Source organism: Rufibacter sp. JT3400010 (assembly GCF_054956755.1).
Map to the genome: position 1 here is coordinate 101,598 of NZ_JBUDXA010000003.1, position 22,672 is coordinate 124,269.

At 49.8% G+C, this 22,672-nt stretch carries 18 protein-coding genes; 6 read left to right on the forward strand and 12 right to left on the reverse strand.

All coding sequences use genetic code 11. The annotated features are described in order from the left end of the window. Positions 1–7: 7 nt before the first annotated feature. From ACY0JR_RS03915 to ACY0JR_RS03940, 6 genes are all read left to right on the forward strand, one after another. Entirely contained in the window at positions 8–913 is a 906-nt protein-coding gene (locus tag ACY0JR_RS03915; protein ID WP_462632576.1) for a YihY/virulence factor BrkB family protein, read from the forward strand. A gap of 443 nt (positions 914–1,356) precedes the next feature. Continuing rightward, on the forward strand, positions 1,357–1,848 hold the full coding sequence (locus tag ACY0JR_RS03920; protein WP_462632578.1) for a hypothetical protein: 492 nt from the start codon (positions 1,357–1,359) through the stop codon (positions 1,846–1,848). 311 nt (positions 1,849–2,159) lie between these two features. Continuing rightward, a complete protein-coding gene (gene mnmC2, locus ACY0JR_RS03925) occupies positions 2,160–2,828 on the forward strand; it encodes a tRNA (5-methylaminomethyl-2-thiouridine)(34)-methyltransferase MnmC2 (RefSeq protein ID WP_462632579.1) in 669 nt (222 codons plus the stop codon). 742 nt (positions 2,829–3,570) lie between these two features. Further along, complete coding sequence (locus ACY0JR_RS03930) at positions 3,571–6,081, forward strand: S9 family peptidase (protein WP_462632581.1); 2,511 nt, start codon at positions 3,571–3,573, stop codon at positions 6,079–6,081. A 509-nt stretch (positions 6,082–6,590) separates the two neighbouring features. Further along, positions 6,591–7,178, forward strand: coding sequence for a hypothetical protein (locus ACY0JR_RS03935; RefSeq protein ID WP_462632583.1), 588 nt, complete (start codon positions 6,591–6,593; stop codon positions 7,176–7,178). A gap of 59 nt (positions 7,179–7,237) precedes the next feature. Then, entirely contained in the window at positions 7,238–7,621 is a 384-nt protein-coding gene (locus tag ACY0JR_RS03940; protein WP_462632584.1) for an SRPBCC domain-containing protein, read from the forward strand. A 97-nt stretch (positions 7,622–7,718) separates the two neighbouring features. Here ACY0JR_RS03940 and ACY0JR_RS03945 read toward each other — a convergent pair whose 3' ends face one another. The 12 genes from ACY0JR_RS03945 to ACY0JR_RS04000 form a co-directional block, all read right to left on the reverse strand. Continuing rightward, positions 7,719–9,104 (reverse strand): SusD/RagB family nutrient-binding outer membrane lipoprotein, encoded by a 1,386-nt coding sequence (locus tag ACY0JR_RS03945; protein ID WP_462632585.1) that lies wholly within the window; start codon positions 9,102–9,104, stop codon positions 7,719–7,721. 12 nt (positions 9,105–9,116) lie between these two features. Then, entirely contained in the window at positions 9,117–12,296 is a 3,180-nt protein-coding gene (locus ACY0JR_RS03950; protein WP_462632586.1) for a SusC/RagA family TonB-linked outer membrane protein, read from the reverse strand. 564 nt (positions 12,297–12,860) lie between these two features. Then, positions 12,861–13,430 carry a 5-formyltetrahydrofolate cyclo-ligase gene (locus ACY0JR_RS03955; RefSeq protein ID WP_462632587.1) on the reverse strand — a complete coding sequence of 190 codons (570 nt, stop codon included), beginning with the start codon at positions 13,428–13,430 and terminating at the stop codon, positions 12,861–12,863. A gap of 2 nt (positions 13,431–13,432) precedes the next feature. Beyond that, positions 13,433–14,989, reverse strand: a complete 1,557-nt coding sequence (bshC, locus tag ACY0JR_RS03960) for a bacillithiol biosynthesis cysteine-adding enzyme BshC (protein WP_462632588.1) — start codon at positions 14,987–14,989, stop codon at positions 13,433–13,435. A gap of 806 nt (positions 14,990–15,795) precedes the next feature. Continuing rightward, positions 15,796–17,163 carry a 30S ribosomal protein S12 methylthiotransferase RimO gene (gene rimO, locus ACY0JR_RS03965; RefSeq protein ID WP_462632590.1) on the reverse strand — a complete coding sequence of 456 codons (1,368 nt, stop codon included), beginning with the start codon at positions 17,161–17,163 and terminating at the stop codon, positions 15,796–15,798. A gap of 346 nt (positions 17,164–17,509) precedes the next feature. Next, the gene (gene ftsY / locus ACY0JR_RS03970) at positions 17,510–18,469 is read right to left on the reverse strand and encodes a signal recognition particle-docking protein FtsY (protein ID WP_149089628.1); all 960 of its coding nucleotides are present in this window, start codon (positions 18,467–18,469) and stop codon (positions 17,510–17,512) included. A gap of 108 nt (positions 18,470–18,577) precedes the next feature. Further along, the gene (locus tag ACY0JR_RS03975) at positions 18,578–18,730 is read right to left on the reverse strand and encodes a DUF4295 domain-containing protein (RefSeq protein WP_071887815.1); all 153 of its coding nucleotides are present in this window, start codon (positions 18,728–18,730) and stop codon (positions 18,578–18,580) included. Between the two features lie 2 nt (positions 18,731–18,732). After that, entirely contained in the window at positions 18,733–18,921 is a 189-nt protein-coding gene (gene rpmG, locus ACY0JR_RS03980; protein ID WP_062543030.1) for a 50S ribosomal protein L33, read from the reverse strand. Between the two features lie 212 nt (positions 18,922–19,133). Further along, positions 19,134–20,717: an aminopeptidase P N-terminal domain-containing protein gene (locus ACY0JR_RS03985; protein ID WP_462632591.1), complete on the reverse strand. Its 1,584-nt coding sequence runs from the start codon at positions 20,715–20,717 to the stop codon at positions 19,134–19,136. Positions 20,718–20,762: 45 nt separating this feature from the next. After that, complete coding sequence (rpmB, locus tag ACY0JR_RS03990) at positions 20,763–21,002, reverse strand: 50S ribosomal protein L28 (protein ID WP_181305142.1); 240 nt, start codon at positions 21,000–21,002, stop codon at positions 20,763–20,765. 110 nt (positions 21,003–21,112) lie between these two features. After that, positions 21,113–21,310, reverse strand: a complete 198-nt coding sequence (locus ACY0JR_RS03995; RefSeq protein WP_462632592.1) for a DUF5522 domain-containing protein — start codon at positions 21,308–21,310, stop codon at positions 21,113–21,115. Positions 21,311–21,886: 576 nt separating this feature from the next. Beyond that, positions 21,887–22,618, reverse strand: coding sequence for an SIMPL domain-containing protein (locus ACY0JR_RS04000; RefSeq protein ID WP_462632594.1), 732 nt, complete (start codon positions 22,616–22,618; stop codon positions 21,887–21,889). Between the last annotated feature and the right edge of the window lie 54 nt (positions 22,619–22,672).

Below are 22,672 nucleotides of genomic sequence, written 5' to 3' on the forward strand. Positions count from 1 at the left end.
GGAGTTCATGAAAAACAACTCTCTTAGGCTGGCCGCGGCCCTCTCCTACAACACTATTTTCTCGCTACCACCGCTTTTGTTCATTGTGGTGCGCTCTGCCGGTTATTTTTTTGGCGAAGAAGCCGTCAGCGGACAGTTGTACGGTCAGATACGAGGATTGGTGGGGGCTGAAGCTGCCGCCGAAATACAGTCCATGATTACCAAACTGCACCTGGAAGGCCCCAGTCCGCTGGCTACCTGGATAGGCATTGGCACGCTTTTTTTTGCAGGTACTACCATCTTTGTGACTTTGCAGGAGTCTTTGAACAATGTCTGGAACCTGCAGACCAAGCCCAAGAACGGCATTTTGAAACTGGTCATGGACCGCATCCTGTCCTTCGGCATGATTCTCAGTATTTCCTTTTTGCTGCTGGTGAGTTTGGTGGTAAGCGCCATCATAGGTGTCCTGACGGACTACATGCAGCGCCTGCTGCCCGGCATTGCAGTGGTGTTCATCTACATTCTGGACGTGGTAGTTTCCCTGGGCTTTATCACACTGCTTTTTGCCCTCATTTTCAAATACCTGCCAGATGCCATCATTCGCTGGCGCGATGTGTGGGTAGGTGCCTTGGTGACGGCTTTCCTCTTTCTGCTGGGGAAATACCTCATTGGCTGGTACCTGGGGCAGAGCGACTTCAATAGTTCTTACGGTGCTGCCGGGTCAATGGTCATTCTCTTGTCATGGGTGTACTATTCTTCACTCATCATTTTCTTCGGGGCCGAAATAACCCAGGAGTACGCCGATGCCTACGGTCAACCGGTTACCCCAAACCATAATTCCGTTAGGATTGAAGTGCGGGAAGTGCCCCACGAAGAATCTACTGATGCCCAAATGGCTGGCCGTCCACCCGCAGAAGGCCGTTTTAGAAAGTAGCTTTGGAGTCCTTTCCCCAGAGATACCTCTAAATTAAAACACAAGTTAGCTAGCTCACTATCAACCTATTACCTACCTTCAAGTAATAGTTAAGAGTCTGGTATTTTTGCTGATTTTTGTTGCAGCAGCAGGAATAATTCTGTATCTTAATGGAACTCAACCGGACATCGATTCTAAATTAAATTTGCTAAAATGTGGGGCTAGCATGTAGCTTAGTAAGGGATTTCTACGTATACAGAACACCATTCTGACTTTTTTCTTTTAATTCTCCTTTGGGTATGTGGCGGCTGTTGGTGCTTTTGTATTTGCTCCCTTATTGGGCGCATGGTGGCTGTCAAGTAAATCAGGAACCTGACAGTCCGCGGGTAGCCAGAGCCGCGGTTAGACCTAAATCTATTTCTCCCAAGAAAACATACGCCCCAAATTTCAACAACTTTGCCCGCATGGAGGCGTTTTATGAACAACTGCAATTGCTAGCGCAGGAACATCCTGAGGTGGTTAAAGCGGCCGCGTTCATTAACAACCCTTTCCTACCCGTGGAGGAACCGGTCTTACAGCACTATGCGGCTCAGATCCATACCAAATTTCAGGTGCTGAAAGACACCGTCACCAACCAGCACAAGGCCCGCTACATAGACACCCTTTTTCAGCTCAACTTTGACTCCAGCACTGTGGAGCTGTACTACCCCATCTACACCAAGCGCTTCCTGCTTTCCTACGCCGACATCAAAAGTCCGAACCTGGCCTTGAAAAACGGCATCAAAGTAGGTTGTCCTCGTCAGGAGTTGCTGCAAAAACTGCTGGACTATAAACTGTTCATCAAAGAGCAGAAAAACGTCATTGAAGTTTGTGACTGGGAACGCACCTCCTGGCTCCGGTTCTACCTGGCTAAAGGCAAGGTGTCCAGTATTGAATTTGAAGGCTACATAGACTGATGTTGAACTAAGAATTGCCACCATCTTAGTTTCCTGTTTGCCATTGTCTACGCTACTTTTTACGCGCCTTTCTGTAAAAGGCGCTTTTCTGTTTTAGCGCTTGTTTCAGGAAACTAGATTCAAAATAGCTGTGCCCACTCACGGCAGGGGTAAATTATTTGATGAAGATTTCATCTACTACCAGAATTATGGGCCTATTTCCATCTTCCACTTCCAGCGTGTTTTCTAAAAAAGAGCTTGAAACAGATGCTCCCCATTCCTAATTCTTCATTCCTACTTTTTAATTCAATTAGGATGCTTAATTTCCGCTCATGAATCTTGAAGTAAGACAAACGAAGGACGGCTCCACCACCCTTTTTGTGCAGGAACTGAATGAACACTACCACTCGGTACACGGGGCGTTGCAGGAATCTTTGCACGTATTCATCAAAATGGGACTGGAAGCCACGCTGGAACGCCAGCCCACCGTTCGACTGCTGGAAGTCGGTTTCGGGACCGGCCTCAATGCCCTGCTCACCTTGCAACACACCCTAGTTTCCGGAGCCGATGTTCACTACGACACTTTGGAGAAATACCCGCTCACGCCCCAGGTAGTCGCGCAGCTACAGTTTGACCGTTTCATCCTCAACCCAGAACTGCTCGACTTTTTCAAACCGTTGCACGAGGCCCCCTGGGAGCAACCCGTTTCCATCACTCCCCACTTCACCCTCCGCAAACTGGAGACAGACTTAGAAGCCTTCGCCCCAACCCCAGAAAGCTACGACCTCATCTACTTTGATGCCTTCGCCCCAGAAAAACAACCCCACCTCTGGACCGATGCCATCTTCCAGAAAATGTACGATTGCCTCGCGCCCGGCGGCACTCTGGTCACCTATTGCGCCAAAGGCAGCTTCAAACGCAGCTTGAAAGCCGCCGGCTTTACCGTAGAGGCGCTGCCCGGCCCTCCAGGCAAAAGAGAAATGACGCGTGGAGTGAAATAACTACCCCCAGCCCCTCATAAGTTAGGATGGGAGCTTTTCCGCCTATGGCATTTTAGGCTGCTTTTCAGAAAAAGAAGGCAAAAGCACAAGCCACTTCCAAACACGTCCGCAGGACGATGCAGGAATTGCAACGGAACAAACAGCAACAGGGCTCTCCTGCGTCTTCCCCAGCGGAGGGCCGCCTGCGTAGCCCGAAGCAAGGGGAAGCGCAAGCAGCAGCGGTTCCAACAGCAATGCCGTAAGCTCCCTATGCAACAAAGGACAGCTGCCTGGTGGTACTGAATTGAAGCTCCGCCTGTCTGAGCGGCAGCGAGTTCGGAGCTTCTTGATTCTTTTGGTTACTTTTCTCATCAAGGAGAAAAGTGACAAACGCCTGCAGGACGCATCTGCCGCCAAGAGTTCAGTAAGAAAAGACGTAGGAAGTAAAGGCTAACTGGAGCGGCAGTCTTGGTTGTTGGTGAGAACACCAACAACGGCGAGGGAGACAAGAGTTACGAATGTCCATAGAAAGCAATTAGCGAAAGAGAAGGAAGAAAAGAAGTAGAAAGTAATCAGTCTATCCGTCTCGCCAATCAGGAGATTGGCTGCCCACCAAATGCGTAGAGCGCTGACGCTAACTCTACGCACAACAAATAATTCATACCACAAGAGAAAAGCACCTCTCCTCCATCCAATCCCACTTAAAATCTGCTCTTAATTCCGTAACTTCCAGCTTCCAAACAATACAAACGAAACCCTTTACATGAGAACCCTTTACTTTCTGGCTGCCTTTCTGTTGGTAAGCTTGGGAGGGCAGGCCCAGACCGCACCGCCGGTAAAAGCCAATTACCAGCTAGCCTCCCGCTTCTCCCCTAAAAAACTCGAAAAGCTTATCTTCACTACCAGCCTGGACCCACATTGGTTAAAGCAGTCTGATAGGTTTTGGTACCAATATGAGACTTCCAACGGCAAGAACTGGTACCTGGTAGACCCGGCTACCAAATCCAAACAAGCCATCTTCAACACCGATAAACTGGCCGCCGACATTACCTTGGTGGTGCGTGACCCGTTTGATGCGCAGCACTTGCCGCTGGAAAACCTCAAATTCACGGATGACGAGAAGAACGTGCAGTTTGAGGTGAAGAGCACCATTGACCAGGTAAAGAAAGACCGTATTGATAAGAAAGCGGCCGACTCACTGGAGAAGAAGACCTTCTACTTCCAGTACAACCTGGCTACTCGCAAGCTCACCGAACTGAAGGACTACAACAAACCGAAGCGCAAGCCTATGTGGGCTTCCATCTCGCCAGACCAGAAATTTGTGGTGTTCGCCAAAGAGCACAACCTGTACTGGATGGACCGCGCCAACTACGAGAAAGCCCTCAAGAACGAAAAAGACTCTACCATTGTAGAAACCAAGTTTACTACTGATGGGGTGGAGAATTACTCCTACGGCGATTCTCAGGGCGAAACCAACGTGGAGCGCGAGAAAAACAAGAAGAACCGCAAACCCGCCTTCATCATGTGGTCGCCGGACAGCAAGTACTTCATCATGACCCGCACCGACAACCGCAAAGTGAAAGACCTGTGGGTGATTCACAACACCGCCGCTGGTCGTCCGGCCCTGGAAACGTACAAGTACCAGATGCCCGGCGAGAAAGAAGCCCCTATCAGAGAACTGATGCTGTTCAACTTCGCTGACAAAACGGCCAAGAAAATCAACACCGCCGCCTTCAAAGACCAGGAAATCTCGGTGTGGCCCGCCCCGGCCAAGCAAAGCTCCCGCGATGACGAGTTCCGCGCCAATCTGTGGCACGGCACCAACAACAAGGTGTATTTCACCCGTACCAGCCGTGATTTGAAGAAGATTGACGTGCTATCTCTGGATGTTCCTAGTGGCACCGTAAAGCCGCTGATTGACGAGCGCTTCAACACGTACGTGGAAGTAAGCCGCATAGGCCTGGTAAACGGCGGCAGCGAATTGATCCACTGGTCTGAGCGCGACGGCTGGGGCCACTTCTACCTGTATGACGGCAACGGCAAGCTGAAAAACCAGATTACCTCGGGTGCTTACCACTGCGAAGAGATCATTGGCATTGATGACAAAGCCCGCGTGCTGTACTTCACCGCCAACGGTCGCGAAGCCAAGGAAGACCCTTATTTGCTGCACTTGTACCGCGTGAACTTTGACGGTTCTGGCCTGAAGCTTCTGAACAGCGGCAACTTTGACCACCAGGTAAGCATGAACGACAGCCGCAAGTTCTTCGTGAATAGCGCCTCACGCGTGAACTCCGTGCCTACCTTCGCGCTGTACAACAACACCGGCAAAAAGGTAATGGACTTAGGCACCGCTGACTTGTCTGGTCTCATGGCTGCTGGCTACAAATTCCCCGAGCCGTTCAAAGTGAAAGCCGATGATGGCATTACTGATTTGTACGGCGTCATGTACAAGCCCTTTGACTTTGACTCTACCAAGAAATACCCTATCATTGAGTACATCTACCCAGGCCCGCAGACTGAAGCCGTGAACAAAGCCTTCGGGAGAAGCATGGACCGCATGGACCGTCTGGCGCAAATGGGCTTCATTGTGATTACCGTAGGAAACCGCGGTGGTCACCCGGCCCGCTCTAAATGGTACCACACCTACGGCTATGGCAACCTGCGCGACTACGGCTTGGCTGACAAGAAAGCCGCCGTAGAGCAACTGGCAGACAGACACTCCTTCATTGATATTGACAGAGTAGGTATCACGGGTCACTCCGGCGGAGGTTTCATGTCTACGGCTGCTATGTTGGTGTACCCAGATTTCTTCAAGGTAGCGGTGTCTGGCGCCGGTAACCACGAGAACAACATCTACAACCGCTGGTGGTCTGAGAAGCACCACGGCGTGAAAGAAGTAATCACCGCCAAAGGCGATACCACGTTCCAGTACGCCATCGACAAAAACCCAGAGCTAGCCAAAAACCTGAAAGGACACTTGCTGCTCACCCACGGCGATGTGGATAACAACGTACACCCGGCCAATACCATTAGAATGGCCGATGCCCTAATCAAAGCCAACAAACGCTTCGACCTGGTAATTATGCCAGGCCAGCGCCACGGCTACGGCGACATGACCGAGTATTCCTTCTGGATGACCGCCGATTACTTCTCTAAATACCTGCTAGGCGATTTCTCCCAAACCGTAGACATAACGGAGATCAACAAAGAAACGCAGCAGAATAACAAGAGACCTCAAACCGGAAGAGCCACTCAACCTGAGGACGAAGAATAGTTTTCTTGGGATCTAAAAATTGCAAAAGCCGCAGCCATTCAATTGGCTGCGGCTTTTTTATGACAAAGGACTTAATTAGAAGACATCTAAGCAGCAGGAGAAATTAAAATATATCTTTTGTCATCTTGGAAAGACCTGGTGAGCGAACTAGCAACGCTCTTTTTTAACGTTACTAGCGCTCGCTACCAAGACCCTTTCAGGATGACATGGAGAAAAGAAGGTAGCCTTATTCCCGTGCCGTTGTTGGTGTTCTCACCAACAACGGCACGGGAATACAAATCATTTATTTTCCTACTCTCCCGTTCTATGGCCTCTATGGCGCGGAAGTTACTTCCGTGCCTTGCAAGAAAGTAACTTCCGCGCCATAGAAGGGAAGAAGGATGCAATTATCAGCTCTTTTTCAGAAAATACGGCAGAAACAGGAGTTTAAAGCGCTTACCTAGATTTTTAGAAGCAGCTTCTTTCCTGCGTCCAATCCTTTTATATAGGAATTTCCGTATAAAGCATCTATGAAAAAACTGCTTTCCTGTTTGCTGCTGCTGTTTTGCTTCCTTACGTCCTGCTCCAGAGACAACACGGCCCAATATGAAGTCAACCCATCGGTAGAACAGGTGGTAGATGCCGTTCCGGCGGTTTCCTTTTCCAGCTTTGTTTCTGAATTGCCTGTGCTAGGCTTACCGTTTAAAGCTACGTGCTCCTTTGATTACACGTTAGGCTCCAGGTTAGACACCACGGTGGCCAGCAGCTATTTGAAACCGCACGAACTCCCTTACCGGCGTTTTTCCGTCAATAAAGACGTAACCGCACTTGTCTTGCTTTTTCCCACAGATGAAACGCTGCCCAGAATTAGAACCTACACCCCAGACGGAAGAACGCTGGATGAACAGGACTTGAAATTTACCCCTTGCGGAGAGGAACCAGGCATCAAGCATAGTGAGCAATATACTATTCAGAAGGATTTCACCATTGTGCACATAGACAGCACCACCCGTTGGCGGTTTGATGCCGAATACAAGGAGGTACCCAACACCAGAAAGCTCACTGTTACCCGTAAACGATTTAAGATTTCACCTAAAGGAGACATCACAGAACTATAGTCCTTCAAAGTAGTATCTGTAACTTGCCGTAGTTATCTCGTCGCTCAACCGTTTAGCCCATGAAAGAATTCAAGAAATATTACCTGCTGCCCGCCACGCCAGAAGAAGTGTATATAGCCTTAACCAACCCCATCACCTTAGAAATATGGACCGGTGAACCAGCCGAAATGTCTACAGAACCCGGCACCGAGTTTTCGCTCTGGGAAGGCAGCATTGTAGGCAAGAACCTGGAATTTGAGGAAAACAAGAAGATAGTACAGCAGTGGTATTTTGAAGGCGAACCCGAAGAATCCATTGTCACCATTAAACTTCATTCGCACAAACAGGGCTGTTCTATGGAGGTGAAGCAGACCAACATCCCAGACGAGGCCTATGATGATTTGGTGGAAGGCTGGAACGATGCCTATGCCGGGGCTTTGCTTTCGTTTTTTGAAGAACAGTAAATAAACCAGATTAAGTCTCATCCTGTTTTCAGGGTAATTTCATAAAAAAGGCCGGTAAACAACCGGCCTTTTTTATTTATAAGATGATGGTATAAGATTATTTATCCCACCACACTTTGCCATACAAGCCATCTGTACCGCCTAATCTTTGCAGGGCAGCATTGTAATTGGTGGTGTTGTTGGCAGATTCGTTCGCAGGGTACATCAATCTAGCTGGGACTGCTTTTCCGCCGGGAGCCACTAAGTTGTTAGGATACCCGGTTCTTCTATACTCGGCCCACGCTTCATAGCCGTGCATGAATAGGTGCACATACCGTTGGGTTGCAATTTGCTCTAAGCCTCTAGCAGGTTCATACGCAATTCCTGGCTTCGCTAAAAAGGCACTTACGCCGGTATTTACTCCCGTCCACTGAATAATAGATTGTCTGATCCCCTCTTCGTAATTCGTTTTGGCTTCTGCATCGGCATCGGCAATCCAGCCACGTTTAGCGGCTTCTGCTTTGGCGAACAAGGCTTGGGCATAGGTTACCAGGTACACTGGAGCATCTTGCTTCCAGATATCGGAGCCAAGCAAAGCATAATCATTAGGAACGCCGCCCTCGGGTTTCCCGAAGGCCAGCCCTACGTATTCTCCGTCTTCGTTAGGATCTGCGTAGATCGCCAGTCTAGGATCTGCGGTAGGTTTCATGGTGTTCACCAGTGTCTGGCTTAGTGCCCACCATAAACGTTGCTGTCTGCCTACCTGACTGTACCAGTAATTCTCATTTACTTCCAAGGCCAGATGCTTGAACACCAGGTTGTCAGCGTTAGAGGTCATGATACCAGCCGTTAATGCTTGGTTAAATTCATCTTTGCCTTTGGTGGGGTTTACTTCAGATAACCGGAGCGCCATTAATAGCCGGATGGTGTTTCCCAGCTTTTTCCACTTGTCCATCTTTCCGCCGTAGACAATATCATTCTGGATATCTCCGGTCACCATCTGCCCGTTCGCTTCCTTTAGTAAGGCGAAAAGATTGTTGTAGATGGATTCCTGGGTATCATACGCCGGGGCGAAATTATCGGTCCCTTTCAAGGCTTCGGTGTAAGGAACATCGCCCCATCTGTCGGTTATGTTCCAGAAGAAATAAGCCTTTAAGATTTTCGCTACGGCTTTCTGGTTTTCTACCGGTCCTTCTCTTCCGTCTAACGTGGAAGAGTTGATCACTTCTTCCAGGTTCATCAACGGGCCGGTGTACAGTCCGTAGAAACTGGTAGCGCCTTCCGGGTAAAGGGAGCCTCCGGGGAACTGGGTTTCAGATAAGTATTGGGCCATAAACTCGCCCTGTGGCGAAGAACTCAGCCCCGGCAAGTACAGCATGGCATTGGCCAGTAACTGTCCGCCAGAAGCCTCGCTGGGTTTGTTGGGGTTTACGTTTATATCCTCGTCAAACTCACAGCTTGCCAGGGCAAGGCAGGCGAGCAATAGTATATAGATTCTCTTCATGGTCTTCTCTAATTAAAAAGTGATGTTCAGGTTAACGCCATAAGAACGAACGGTATTCAGTCCTCCGGTTTCTAACCAGCTAAAGGAAGAGGCACCCGTCGCCAGCTCGGCTGGGTTTAGTCCTTCAGGCGCCTTCTGCCAGATCATAACCGGGTTGCGGGTGATGAAAGCGATGCCTACTTTCTCAAAAGGCAATTTACCTAACGTGGCTTTGCTTAAGGTATAGCCAAGCCGCACCTCTCTTAGTCTAACGTAAGAAGCATCATACAGCCACTCTTCGTATACCCGCGTTCCCAAGGTGGTTCTATAGTAAGCTCTAGCGTCTACATATCCGGTGAATTCCTGCCCGGCAAGCGGCGTTCCAGGACCGTAGATCCCGTTTACTTTCACGCCTCCACCTTCAGAAAGTGGGTCGCGCACGTTTTTCCCGTTATCATTCAACGCAGCTGTTTCCTCGGCCAGACCGGCCTTCACGGCTAACATGCGAGACCAGCTGAAGAACTGACCACCAAACTGGTAATCAATCATGGCGCTCAGGTCAAACTGCCCAAACCGGAACGTATTCTGGAAACCACCGGTAGCATCTGGCAGCACGCTCCCGAAATCATGCGTGGCGGTGGTGTACAAAGGCAGGTTGTTGGCACCTAACAGCACCTTACCGGTTGCCTCATCGCGCTGATAAGCTTGGCCCACCAGAGTCCCGAAGGGCTGCCCTACGTTGGAGTATAGGTACATGGAAACCCCGCTGTAGGTATTAGATTCAATTAAACGGGAAGCCAAGCCTGGGTACAGCTCTTTCACAGTGCCTCTGTTTCTGGCCAGGTTCAGGGCCACATCCCAGGAGAAGCGCTCTGATTGCAGGGGAGTTCCTGTCAAGGCCAGCTCAATCCCTCTGTTCACAATAAGCCCGGCATTGATATAAGATGACGTATACCCGCTGGCGCCAGACACATTCAGGTCAATAACATCATTTTTGTTTCGCTGCTGGTAATAGGTAAAGTCTGCCCCTAAGCGTCCGTTGAAGAACTTAAGGTCAGCGCCTATTTCATAGGAGGTGGCAAACGAAGGTTCAATGTTGGGGTTATTCAAGACGTCTGGTACATAAGAAGTGTTGTTAGTACCATACAAACCACCTACCTCATAATTGAGGGAAGTGGCATAAACCGCTACATCGTTTCCGGCTTGCGCATAGCTTGCCCGAAGTTTACCAAACGAAAGTGGTTTCCAGTTCAGCAGTTCACTAAACACAAATGAGCCCGATACAGATGGATAATAGTAAGGATCAGGCAAAGTAGAAGAATGGTCTCTTCTCAAAGAAACGTCCAGGAAGTAGGTGTCTTTGTACCCTATAGTGGCCATGCCGTACACGCTTTGCAGCTGTTTTCTCAAAAGGTAAGAAGAAACGGTAGGCCGTTCACGGGAGGCTTCAATGTTGTAGAATCCTGGGCTAGACAAACCACCCACGGTAGCTTGGGAGAGGTAGCTGTAGTTTCGGTCAAAGAGGTTGGCGCCTAAGTTGAAGTTGAAGGAGAAGTCGTTCCAGTCTTTGGTGTACTGCGCTAGGAACTCATAGTTCATTTCTCTGTTCTGGTACTTTCCAACCGAGTACGCATCTTGGTATCTTCCGCCGGCCCCTTCGCGGTGCTCAATGTTCTGCACATAGATATCTGACCGCACAAAGCCGCTTAGCTTTAAGTCTGGCAATACCTGGTAGGTTAAGCCTACATCTCCGAAGAAGCGGTCCCGGTTATCACCGTTGGTGTTTTCATAGGCTTCAAAGTAAGGGTTGTTCCAGTCAATGGGCTCAAAGCTGGAGATTACCCCGGCGGCGTTAGGTCTGTTTATGTTCCAGTGGTAGAAAGTACCGTCTGGGTATTTATAATCCTTCAGCCTATTCATGTCCAGGTTGCGCTGGAACCACTGGGTGAAGTTTCGGGAGCCTTCATAATACCCTTGCGCCGGACGCTGGGCATCATTGGTGGCATAGTTGATGTTGGTGGACACGCTCCACTTCTTCGTCAGGTCAAGAGAAGCGCTTAGCCCTAAGTTGTTCCGCTTAAGCCACGTATTGGGCTCCACCCCTTCAATGTAGGTATTGTTATAACTTAACCGGAACGTAGAATTCTCATTTCCGCCGGCTACACTTATTCCGTTGTTGAGATTGAATCCGGTTTCAAAGAAGTCTTTGATGTTGTCTGGATGCGCCACAAAGGGCTCCAATTTGCCATACATGGGGTCTTGCGGGTAGAAGCTGTGCATGTGCCGCACCAGCGTACCGTCCATTTTAGGCCCCCAGCTTTCATCTGTGCCGTCTACATACTTTTCACCGTTGGCAAGGGTTCTCCAGGTTTGGCTTCCGCCGCCGCCGTAGACATTTTGCATGGGCATTAAATTGCCCACTTTCTCCACTGAGAAAGCAGAATTCAACTGAACCACTACTTTTTTAGGACCTTTGCTGCCTTTCTTGGTAGTAATCATAATCACTCCGTACTGACCCCGGATACCATACAGCGCCGATGCGGTAGGCCCTTTCAGTACGTTGACAGATTCAATGTCCTCGGGGTTAATATCCTGGGCCAGGTTTCCGTAGTCAGGGCCGTTTCTGCCGGCAAAGTTGGAGTTTGAGATGGGAGTACCATCCACTACCACCAACGGCTGTCCGCCACCCGTCACGGAGTTCACCCCTCTAATCTGGATCTTCTGCGTTCCGCCCATGCTAGCCCCAGATGAACCCGATACTTGCACCCCAGCTACTTTACCGGCCAGAGAACCCAGTACGTTCTGTTCTTTGGTGAAGGTCAGGTTCTCGCCTTTCACTTCTTGGGTTGAATAGCCCAAAGACCGCTCACTTCTTTCAATGCCCAACGCGGTGACCACTACCTCCCCCAATTGCTGGTTGTCTGGCGAAAGAGAAAGATTGAGGGAAGATTGGCTTCCAACGGAGACTTCTCTTGAGAGATACCCCAAGTAGCTGAGTACTAAAACTGCCGCATTGTCTGGCACCCGCAGTCTAAAGTTACCATCTGCGTCTGTGGAGGTTCCATTAGTGGTTCCTTTGACCACTACACTAACGCCCGGCAAGGCAGTGCCATCATCTGAGGCGGTTACCTTACCGGTAATTTCCCGCTGCTGCGCAAAAGCCATGCGCAGCGAAGAAAAAAGCACCAGTAAGAGAAGTAACGTTTTTTTCATGCTTTGTTAGATTTAGTTAGGTGAGAAGATAGTTATGGAGGTTAGAGAGAGACAACCTAAAACGAATGCGGAGTATATTCATTAATCTAAATATCTCCTAAAATCAGCCTGAAAAAATTGCTCTTTTTTGCAGCACCCTACAGCTTTTCTACAAACACCGGGCAGAGTACGCCTTTTATAAAAAGTTAAATCAGCTCTTCTGCTGAAGGTCTTACACCAGAACGGCAGCCTGAAGTAGAAATGAAATTGGTGGGGGATTCAGCCGGAAGCACAGGGGTTCCCAAGACAAAGTAGCTGCAAGCGCAAAGCTGTACTTAACTAGAGCCAGTCATGTCTGCTGGCTTCTCTTTCTTCTGCGGAAGATACGCCCAGCAAAAGCAGTTAACGGCAAACCAATAATGAAAAGCAGGAGCTACTCGTCTCTGAGAGACAGTCTATGTTGGGTTTACCCCTACGGCACCCTGAACTTTTTTGGCCTATTTTTGGAAATTCGAGCCAAAAACATTGTCATAAATTGATGGGAATTGCCGTCAGTTACCGTCCACTATTCCTCTGCGGGAATGGTTAGAACTTATACACTTGGGTGGGCGTCACTACGGCATCTAGCGTGAGGTCATTGACGTGCACATCATCAATCACTTCAATGGGTGGCTCTAGGGACAACCCCAGTTTTTGGCTCGTTTTGGGCAAAAGAGCCAGAAAACGGTCATAGAAACCTTTCCCGTACCCCACCCGGTGCCCCTGCAAATCAAACACCAGCAGCGGAACCAGGACAATGTCAATCTCAGACTCAGGCAGGGGCAAAGCGTTGACCGGCTCAGGAATTCCCCATTTGGTTTCCTGTAGCGGGGTCTCTGGGGTAAACAGGAAGTGGGCCATGGAGAAGTCCACCGGGTTGGCTACCGGAACCGCCACCTGCACCCCTTGCTCCCATGACCGCCGGATAATGTGCCCTGTGTTGATTTCCTGGTGCTGCCGAATAGGCAAAAACGTATGGACTGTTTGCCCGGCCTGAGGCTGATAGACAGAAAAGAAAAGATCAGAAATGCTTTTACTGGCAGCTTCCACTTCTTCTGGGGAGTACTGCTTCCGCTTTAGTAAATATTCTTTTCTGAGATCTGCTTTCAACGCCATGTTTATTCTTCCTGAAGCACGGTAAAGCAATAGGCAAACGGATCAAACGCGTCTACCAATTCCTGAATGAAGGCCGGATTATTGGTTTGGTAGGTGAGCAGATTGTCTACCCTTTCTTGCAACACTCCCGTAGGGAAAAGCTTCTCTTTGAGGTTGGCCAGTTGGTTATAGGCCGTGTCGTTTTTGTTTTCGGCGGCTTTGTTCAGTTTCTTTTCCAGCATCTGCAGGCTGTTCTGAGCTTTCTGAGCCTCGGCCCCTACGGCTTTCACCAAGGTAGGCTCCACGGTTTGGGCCAGTTCCTCCACCTGCTTGAACACTTCCTCCAAGGTAGTCCGTTGCTGGGCAAGATTTACCTCCTGCTGGTTTAAAAGTTCGGCCAGGCGTTTCTTCAACTCAGGCAGTTCCCTGAACATCTCGGTTACGGTAAAGCCCAGCTTCTCCAAGCGTTGCGCGTTTGCTTTGGTGATGTACATGGCCGAATTACGCAGCATCACTGCCGGGTACGCCACGCCTAATACCTCAAACAAGCCTTTGAGCTGAAACCAATACGCCACCTCGGCCCCACCGCCAATGTACGCCAGGTTAGGCAACACCAGTTCCTGGTACACCGGCCGAAGCACCACGTTCGGGCTGAATTTCTCAGGTTCGTCTTGGGTTAGTTGCAGGATTTGTTCCTGCGTGAAAACCAAGTCGGTGTTTAGCACTTGGTACTGGTTTCCTTCCCGCACAATGCGTTCGCGCAGGTTTTGGTCCAGGTAGAACAGGTTTATTTCCCGCACCATCACCTGTGGTTTGTAATGCTTTTCCAGGGCTGCATTGGTCTTCGTCACCGCCGAGAATCCTACCTGCTCGGTCAATTCCCGCTGCGCGATGGGGCTGAACGCCCGTTTTAGAACCGCACTATCACCGTCCAGACACACCACCCCGTATTCACCGAAGAGGCCGTTCACAATGTGGCGCATGGCCTCGGCTAGGGTCGCACTTTCGGTATAAGCCTGCTCAAACAGCGGATAACTTTCCGGCATCTCGTCTAGGAGTTCATTCAACCCATCGGTAGAGAAGCGGCCCACAGCTCCTTTGGCATCGCTTTCCCACGCGTACTTCTTCCCGAAGAGGGTGAAATGGTTCACTTCGGCAAAGTCATGGTCTTCGGTGGCCATCCAGTACACCGGCACAAACTTCTGGTCTGGGTAGGCTTTCTGCAGTGCGCGGGCCGTATTGATGGCCGTTACAATCTTGTAAATGAAGTATAGCGGACCGGTGAAAAGGTTGAGTTGGTGCCCCGTGGTAATGGTAAAGGTCTGCTCTTGGGCTAACGCCGAAATATTGGCCTGTACTGCCTCTGACATTTCCACGCCCTGGTACTGCCGGTGCAGTTCCTCCACTAACGTCTGCCGCTGCTCCGCCGGAAAGTTCCGCTCCTTGATTAACGCAGAAAATGCGCTGATTTCCGGAAAATGGGCATAAAACGGCTGCAACTTGGCATCCTTCTGGAGGTAATCCAGCACAAGGGAAGAAAAGGCACCCGTGGCGCTATAGTCAATACAGGAAACTTTCATATCTGAGGTACAGCGGCTTTGAGTTCGCTTGCCGTGCAAAGGTAAACTCTATTTTCAGAATAATACCCGTAGTACGTTTCTAAGCGCTGGGTGGATGGTGTCGTGTAGGAAACCTTCTTCTATAATTCTTGCTTTGAATGTTTCTTTCTTGGGTAGAGGTGCACGCAGTTTGCTGTTGCTTTGGCTAGGCCGCATGATTCGTGGGTTATTAGTAAATGCACGTCTATTGCCATTGCTGGCGTGGCGGTGGGTTGATGCGGGGCACTTATGCTTGATTGTTGCATGGTTCCCCTCCGTGCGCTCACGGCCGCGAGGCCCCGTCTTCCCTTCTCGCACTGCCCTTTCGGCCTGAATTGTCCTTTGCGCTTAGTTTTGTCTTTCCAGGGCCAAAAGCGAGGCGCGCTCAGGAAAGACTGGAATTGGGAAAGTTGCAATAATGGTGATGAGGACCCGTAGAGACTAGCCACTGCCTTGTCTCTGTCACGTATTCCTTTCTTCTACCTCTCTATGGCTCGGAAGTTACTTCCGTGACTTCAGAGCGTTGCAGCAAGGCACGGAAGTTACTTCCGCGCCATAGGGGTACTGCCTGCATCTCCATTAAAGGCGTATACCCCCCTCGGAGGGGTAGGGGCGGGTTCTGCCTCCTACCGCAATATCGCTTGCTCAAAAGACCTCGTAGTGTCTGCAAGACCTGCGAGCGTCTATGCCAACTGCCTCAAATTTCTAAAACAAAAAGACCTCACAGGTTTCAAAAACCTGTGAGGTCTAATCTAATCATATTTACCTCTCCGTTTTAGCTCCGTTTCTTACAAAACAGACGGTAAATGGGCGGAAGCTTCTTTGTCTGCCGGAGCGTAGTTGTTGGTTACTACCTCGCCGTACAGGTCGAAGTCTGAAGAATCTGTGATTTTCACGTGGGCGAAGTCTCCTAAACGCACGTAGGTGCTATCAGCGGGTACCAATACCTCGTTGTCTACTTCCGGAGAATCGTACTGCGTACGGCCTACAAAGTAACCGCTTTCTTTGCGGTCGAAGAGCACTTTGTAGGTATTTCCTACTTTCTCTTCGTTCATCTCCATGGAAATACCTTGTTGCAGTTCCATGATGGCATCGGCGCGTTCTTGTTTCACCTCGTCTGGCACATTGTCTTCTAAGGTGTGCGAGTGCGTGTTTTCTTCATGGCTGTAGGTGAAAATGCCCAGACGATCAAATCTAATTTCCTCTACCCAACGGTACATTTCCTCAAAGTCCTGCTGCGTCTCACCGGGGTGACCAGCGATCAACGTGGTTCTTAAGGCGATGTCTGGTACGCGCTGGCGGATGGTGTCTACCAATTCCAGCGTGCGGCGCTTAGAGATACCACGACGCATGGTTTTAAGCATGTTGTCAGAGATGTGCTGCAACGGCATGTCCAGGTACTTGCAGATGTTCTCGCGCTCTACCATCACATCTAGGGCATCCATCGGGAACTGGCTTGGGTAGGCGTATTGCATGCGAATCCACTCAATGCCGTTCACGTCTGACAGGCGCTGTAACAACTCGGCTAGTTTACGCTCGCCGTAGTGCTGCAGACCGTAATAGGTCAAATCCTGCGCGATGAGGATCAATTCTTTGGTGCCCATGTTCGCCAGACGCGTAGCTTCTTTCACCAGGCTATCCATAGGACGGTCTACGTGCTTACCGCGCATCAACGGAATGGCGCAGAAAGAGCAAGGGCGGTTACAACCTTCAGCGATTTTGAAGTAGGCGTAATGCTTAGGCGTAGTGAGCAGACGCTCCCCAATGAGTTCGTGCTTGTAATCGGCCTCCAGGGTTTTAAGGAGTTGCGGCAATTCCAAGGTTCCGAAGTAAGCGTCTACCTGCGGTATCTCGGCTTCCAAAGAGTCTTTGTAGCGCTGAGAAAGGCAGCCGGTGACATAGAGTTTGTCAATGGCTCCGGCTTCTTTGGCATCGGCGTAGCGCAGGATGGTGTCAATGGATTCCTGCTTGGCGTTGTCAATAAAGCCGCAGGTATTCACGATGATGATGTTGGCGTCATCTTTCTCTGAGTCATGCACTACGTGGCGGTCGTTGGCTTGCAACTGGCCCATGAGCACTTCTGAATCTACCAGGTTTTTGGAGCAACCCAGCGTGATAACGTTGTATTTGTCTTGTTTAAGCGATCTTACTTTCACGTGCCTGTCTTAGGGAATTCTTACTTATGGGAAGCAACAACCAAAAAGGGGTGATTGGTTTACTTTCTGCTTATTTTCTTGGAATCGGCCTGTAAATAGCTTAATTCCGATCTATTTTTTATTATCTCTGGTTGAAGTTTTCAACTTGGACCTATTATGGTCTGAAGTTTGAAACTTCAGTGAGGCTGTAGCCTCAGCATACACATTTATAGCTTTTCCAGGATTTACCTGAAACGCGGGCAAGTTGAAAACTTGCGGAAATGATGGCTCTAAGTTGAAAACTTGAAGCATGAGAAATTCTTGTTTTGAGCTCATTTTGCTAGAAACAGGCTCAAAACAACCTTTCCTATTTCTTGGAGAACAAGGAATCTACGAACTCACGTTTGTCAAATACCTGCAGGTCTTCTACGCGCTCGCCTACACCAATGTACTTCACGGGAATCTTAAACTCGTCTGAGATACCAATGATAACACCACCTTTGGCCGTTCCGTCCAGCTTGGTCACAGCCAGGGCAGTTACTTCGGTGGCTTTGGTGAACTCGCGGGCTTGAATGACGGCGTTCTGGCCGGTGCTACCATCCAACACCAACAATACTTCCTGCGGCGCGTCTTCAATCACTTTCTGCATCACGCGCTTGATCTTGGACAACTCGTTCATCAGGCCCACTTTGGTGTGCAGACGGCCGGCGGTGTCAATGATTACTACATCAGCGTTCATCTCTACGCCTTTCTTCACGGCATCATACGCTACCGAGGCTGGATCTGTGTTCATGCCGTGGTCAATCACGGGAATGCCTACGCGATCACCCCAGATTTTGAGTTGGTCTACCGCGGCAGCTCTGAATGTATCACCAGCACCCAGGACTACTTTCTTACCCGCTTTGTGAAACTGCGAGGCCAACTTACCAATGGTGGTGGTTTTGCCTACGCCGTTCACGCCCACTACCATGATCACGTACGGGTTTCCGCCTGTGTCCGGAAGAGTGAAATCGGCGGCTACGCCTCCTTTGTTCTCTTCCATGAGGTCCATGATCTCTTCGCGCAGGATGCGGTCCAGGTCTGAGGTTCCCACGTATTTGTCACGGGCTACGCGTTTCTCAATGCGGTCAATGATCTTGACGGTGGTACCAATCCCTACGTCTGCGTGTACCAGTACGGTCTCCAGCTCATCCAATACTTCTTCGTCCACCTTAGACTTGCCCACAACGGCTTTGCTGAGTTGGTCAAAGAAGGAGGTTTTGGTTTTCTCCAGACCTTTGTCCAGAGATTCTTTTTTGTCTTTGCTGAAGAAACCGAAAAGTGCCATAGCGGTCTAGGGTACTATTGGAAGAAAAAATTAGAAATAAGAATATACCAAAAAAGTCCCGCGTATGGAGGGACTTTTACAGGTATATCATCAATGCGATATCGGCAATTATTTTTTGAGGGCGTCTTGCACTTGGTCAATCGGCACCATCTCTTCTCTGAAGGTGTATGCGCCAGTCTTAGGAGACTTAACAGCTTTGATCACCTTTGCCCAGTCCTTACCAGTGGCGGTCTTCAGGGTTGCTACTACTTTCTTAGCCATGGTTATTTAATTTCTTTATGTACGGTAACTTTCTTCATGAACGGATTGAACTTCTTCATCTCCAAACGCTCAGGAGTGTTCTTTCTGTTTTTGGTAGTGATATACCGAGACATGCCAGGTACGCCGGAGTTTTTCTGCTCAGTGCACTCCAAAATCACCTGAACTCTATTGCCTTTAGCTTTCTTTGCCATCGCGAAGTTGATTTTTATTTAGGACTGCAAATATACGAGGCTAGTCCTGTAATTACAAATGCTTTTCTACTTTTTTACTTTGGGTATCACGTAGTTTGTGCAAAAAACGGTCTCCCTTTCACCCTTGAAAGACCAAAGAACATGCTTTAGTTCCTTTTAAGCCTCCTTTTCAGAAAACAGCCACCAAACCATCTCTCTGCTAAATGCCTCCCTTATTTTAACTCCGGCAGTTTGAAGTTATCCAGTGCGCTGGTTTTGGACATGGTGGCCTCAATGTCTTTGATGGAGCGGGGTGCCGCCGCCGAGAGATTCTCCCAACCGGTTTCGGTGATGAGCACATCGTCCTCAATCCTAATGCCTATGCCCCACCACTTCTTATCGCAAGGACTACCTTCGGGAATGTAGATACCTGGTTCCACGGTGATCACGGTGTTAGCTTTGAAAGGGCCGTAGGTGCCCCGGTCGTGCACGTCCAGGCCCAGGTAGTGCGACACGCCGTGCATGGTGTAGCGGCGGGCCTCTTCGGCTTTTTGGATGATACCCAGCTTCATCAATCCTTCGGCCATGAGCGTCTGCGCGGCAGCATTGGGAGCATTGAACGCATTGCCCACCTTACACTCCTTGAAACCTGCTTCCTGCGCGGCATACACCAACTCGTAAATCTGCTTTTGCTCTGACGTGAATTTTCCGTTGGCCGGAATGGTGCGGGTCACATCGGCGGTGTAGCCGTGATACTCAGCGCCCAGGTCCATCAGCACCAGCTCATTGCCTAGCTTCGGTTTCTCGTTCTCGATGTAGTGCAGAATGCAGCCGTTGTTGCCCGCGCCCACAATAGACGGATAGCCTTCATACTCAGCGCCGTATTTTTTGTACACGAACTCATGAATGCCCTGCACTTCCATTTCAGCCATGCCCGGGTGCATGGCTTTCATGACCTCTACCTGCCCAACTGCCGACATGGCAATGGCCTTGCGGAGCAATTTCATTTCTTCGGAAGATTTGGTCTCCCGCATCTCGCCTAGTATGTTCTCCAGCGCAGAAAGGTCGAATTTCTCCTTCGGCATAGAAGTCACCAAAGCCGCGCGGGCGGGCGCATCTTTCGCCGCCACATAACTTTTCAGGAAAGGGTTGCTGCTCAAGGCCGGATTAGTCGCCATTTGCCTTTGCACCTGCTGCTGTACCCGTTCTCCCGCCTGGGCGTCATATTGCCTGATGATCTGGTATAGCTCCTGATGGGCGAAATCCTGACCAGGTTTCAAGCCTATTTTCTGCCGGAACTGCGCCACCAAATCATACAGATCGGCTTTGTTGCCGGGGTCATTTCTAAGGTCATGCGGCAGTTCCAGGAACAAGATCTGGTCAAATGCGGCGGTGTCTAGTTTCAGGTTCCCGAAGGCAGTGGCGGGCAGGGCGTGTGTTAACCCCAGGTGCTGCTTCACTCCTTCTTCGCCCAGGCGTTTGCCTGTCCAGGACTCTTGCTGCGGGTTACGGGGCTGTGCAAAGAGTACCTCTTGGGTAGCCACGCCGTTAATGACCTGCTGGTCAGAAAACAGGAGCAAAACAGCGTTGGGCTCGCGGTAGCCGGTAAGATAGTAGAAATCTGGGTGCTGGTGGAAGTTAAAGTCCACGTCATTGGCACGGTTTCTAAGCGGATTAGAAAACAAAACGGCAACGGAGTGGGCCGGCAGCTTTTGCCGCAGGGCCTCTCTCCGTTGCCGGTGAAATTCTTTATCCAGGAAATCCGCAGGTTTGTCCGGACCAGTATTTTGCGCGGTCACCCCTAGCGGCAGCGACACAAGCAATGTAAAACAGAGGTGTCGCAGGGCCTTCATGGCAGAAGCTTAGTAAACGATATAACCGTCTTCTTTTGCTTTCTTCAAAACGGCAGAAATACCGTTTTTGGTAATGTTGCGCAGGGCAGATGTAGAAACTTTCAACGTAACCCAAGCATCTTCTTCAGGGATGTAGAAACGCTTCTTCTGCAAGTTAGGGAAGAACTTACGCTTGGTTTTATTGTTGGCGTGCGAAACGCGGTTACCCACCTGCACTCTTTTACCGGTTAAATCACAAACTCGTGCCATTGTATCGTTAGTATCGTTTATTACAAAAGGGATGCAAATATCCGCAAAAAGATGGGTAATGTCAACCCTTCTCTGCAACTTTTTTCTTTAAGGTGTTCTTCAAAAGTAATTTACCCTGCTTTACCGTCGTTTTTGCTTCCACCTTTCTGGGCAGAATTGCCGTTTTTGAGGTACCCGTACGGACAATGTTTACAGCCACTCCGGCAGCAGTACCCGCGCCTGCGGTGGTATTGTTCGGTGAAGACCATGAAGCCTTGCTCGTTGAAATAAAAGTCACCGGGCTCCAGGGGCAGCGGTTTTGCCTTCATGCCGCAAAGATACATGGTGTTGGTTTCGTATGAAAGTCTCTTTGCTTTTGGGTTCTGTTTTAAAGGTGTTTTCTCTGAATTAGCCGGTAAATGGAAGAATTGCTTTCGGGCTGATGCCTTGGCTGTGCGGCTTTTTTTGTGGGTTCAGGAGCTTTATTGTTTCATTTTGAGCGATATGCGCTCACGGCCGCGAGGCCCCGCCTTCCGCCTTCGCGCTGTGATTTCTCCTCGTCCTCTTCGCTCTCGCTCAGGGACGGTCGAACTCTAGGCGCTCAAGCGAAAGGCTGGAAACGGATATGCGTGTTTTTCTTTCCCGTTGTCCCTGCTGGCGCGAGTCTCTGACTCGTGCCTACCGGTGCCGGGTAGTCTCCAGACTACCCGGCACCGCAGCGAAACCTCTTATTGCTGATCAACAGGTATGACCTGCAAGTTTCTCCTAGATATTTTCAAGAGTATCAAAGAAACGCACGTTAAAAAGTTGGCCATTATTACAAGTGGGTTTAAGGCAAATAGGAAGGCATTCGCTTTTGGTCTTCTTTTCAGAAAACTGACAAAAAAACTAACAGTCAGCAATACTTACTCTACCGCGTATTCCACCCGTACGGTGATGGTGGCGGTCTTTTCTTTGTCTGAAGTGTTGAACACGCCGCCGTAGCTGTAGTTTTCGTTGCTGTTCTGGCCCACAATCTGGAAAACGCCCATGGTGGCTTTCCGGAGGCTTCCTAAGTCGCCGCCGCTGTTTTCGGCAATGGCTTTGGCGCGGAGCCGGGCATCTTCTGAGGCCTTGGCCAGTAGGTTGTGTTTGAGGTCCTTCAGCTTGGTGTAGTAATACTGGGGCGGCGTAGAATTGAACTCCACGCCTTTCTCAATCAATTCGGTGACTTCCCTGGACAACCGCTCTACCCGACCAATGTCCGTAGATTCCACTTTTACCTGCTGCGTGAGGGTATAGCCGCTGAAGTCCTGACCGATTTGCCTTCCCTGCAAGTCAAACCTGGGCTGGAAATCTTTCATGATCTCCACCGATGAAATGACCACGCTGCTGTCCTGAATGCCTTTGGAACGCAGGTATTGCCTAATCAGCCCCTCGTCCTGCTTCAGGGCGGCATACGCACTTTTCAATTCCATGGACCGGCGGGCGTAAAAGCCTGTCCAGACTACCAGGTTGCTGCTGAAATCCACTTCGGCGGAGCCGGTCACGCTGATGGATTCTGTGGCTTTGAACTTGTACCGGTAGGCGCTTGCTGCAATAAAAGCGGCTGCTATTACGGCCAAGGCAATGATGAGGTAAGCGGATATCTGTTTCATAGGTTTAAGGATATATAGGAATTGCCTTTCCAATTTCGTGCCGACTTTGGGAGT

Bases quoted from the DNA above. Each gene is read 5' to 3' on its own strand.
- ACY0JR_RS03915 (WP_462632576.1), top strand. From the start codon at position 8: ATGAAAAACAACTCTCTTAGGCTGGCCGCGGCCCTCTCCTACAACACT.
- ACY0JR_RS03995 (WP_462632592.1), bottom strand. From the start codon at position 21,310: ATGAAGGCAAAACCGCTGCCCCTGGAGCCCGGTGACTTTTATTTCAAC.
- mnmC2 (WP_462632579.1), top strand. From the start codon at position 2,160: ATGAATCTTGAAGTAAGACAAACGAAGGACGGCTCCACCACCCTTTTT.
- ACY0JR_RS03950 (WP_462632586.1), bottom strand. From the start codon at position 12,296: ATGAAAAAAACGTTACTTCTCTTACTGGTGCTTTTTTCTTCGCTGCGC.
- ACY0JR_RS03920 (WP_462632578.1), top strand. From the start codon at position 1,357: ATGGAGGCGTTTTATGAACAACTGCAATTGCTAGCGCAGGAACATCCT.
- ACY0JR_RS04000 (WP_462632594.1), bottom strand. From the start codon at position 22,618: ATGAAACAGATATCCGCTTACCTCATCATTGCCTTGGCCGTAATAGCA.
- ACY0JR_RS03940 (WP_462632584.1), top strand. From the start codon at position 7,238: ATGAAAGAATTCAAGAAATATTACCTGCTGCCCGCCACGCCAGAAGAA.
- rpmB (WP_181305142.1), bottom strand. From the start codon at position 21,002: ATGGCACGAGTTTGTGATTTAACCGGTAAAAGAGTGCAGGTGGGTAAC.
- rpmG (WP_062543030.1), bottom strand. From the start codon at position 18,921: ATGGCAAAGAAAGCTAAAGGCAATAGAGTTCAGGTGATTTTGGAGTGC.
- ACY0JR_RS03935 (WP_462632583.1), top strand. From the start codon at position 6,591: ATGAAAAAACTGCTTTCCTGTTTGCTGCTGCTGTTTTGCTTCCTTACG.
- ACY0JR_RS03975 (WP_071887815.1), bottom strand. From the start codon at position 18,730: ATGGCTAAGAAAGTAGTAGCAACCCTGAAGACCGCCACTGGTAAGGAC.
- ACY0JR_RS03930 (WP_462632581.1), top strand. From the start codon at position 3,571: ATGAGAACCCTTTACTTTCTGGCTGCCTTTCTGTTGGTAAGCTTGGGA.
- ACY0JR_RS03945 (WP_462632585.1), bottom strand. From the start codon at position 9,104: ATGAAGAGAATCTATATACTATTGCTCGCCTGCCTTGCCCTGGCAAGC.
- ACY0JR_RS03955 (WP_462632587.1), bottom strand. From the start codon at position 13,430: ATGGCGTTGAAAGCAGATCTCAGAAAAGAATATTTACTAAAGCGGAAG.
- bshC (WP_462632588.1), bottom strand. From the start codon at position 14,989: ATGAAAGTTTCCTGTATTGACTATAGCGCCACGGGTGCCTTTTCTTCC.
- ftsY (WP_149089628.1), bottom strand. From the start codon at position 18,469: ATGGCACTTTTCGGTTTCTTCAGCAAAGACAAAAAAGAATCTCTGGAC.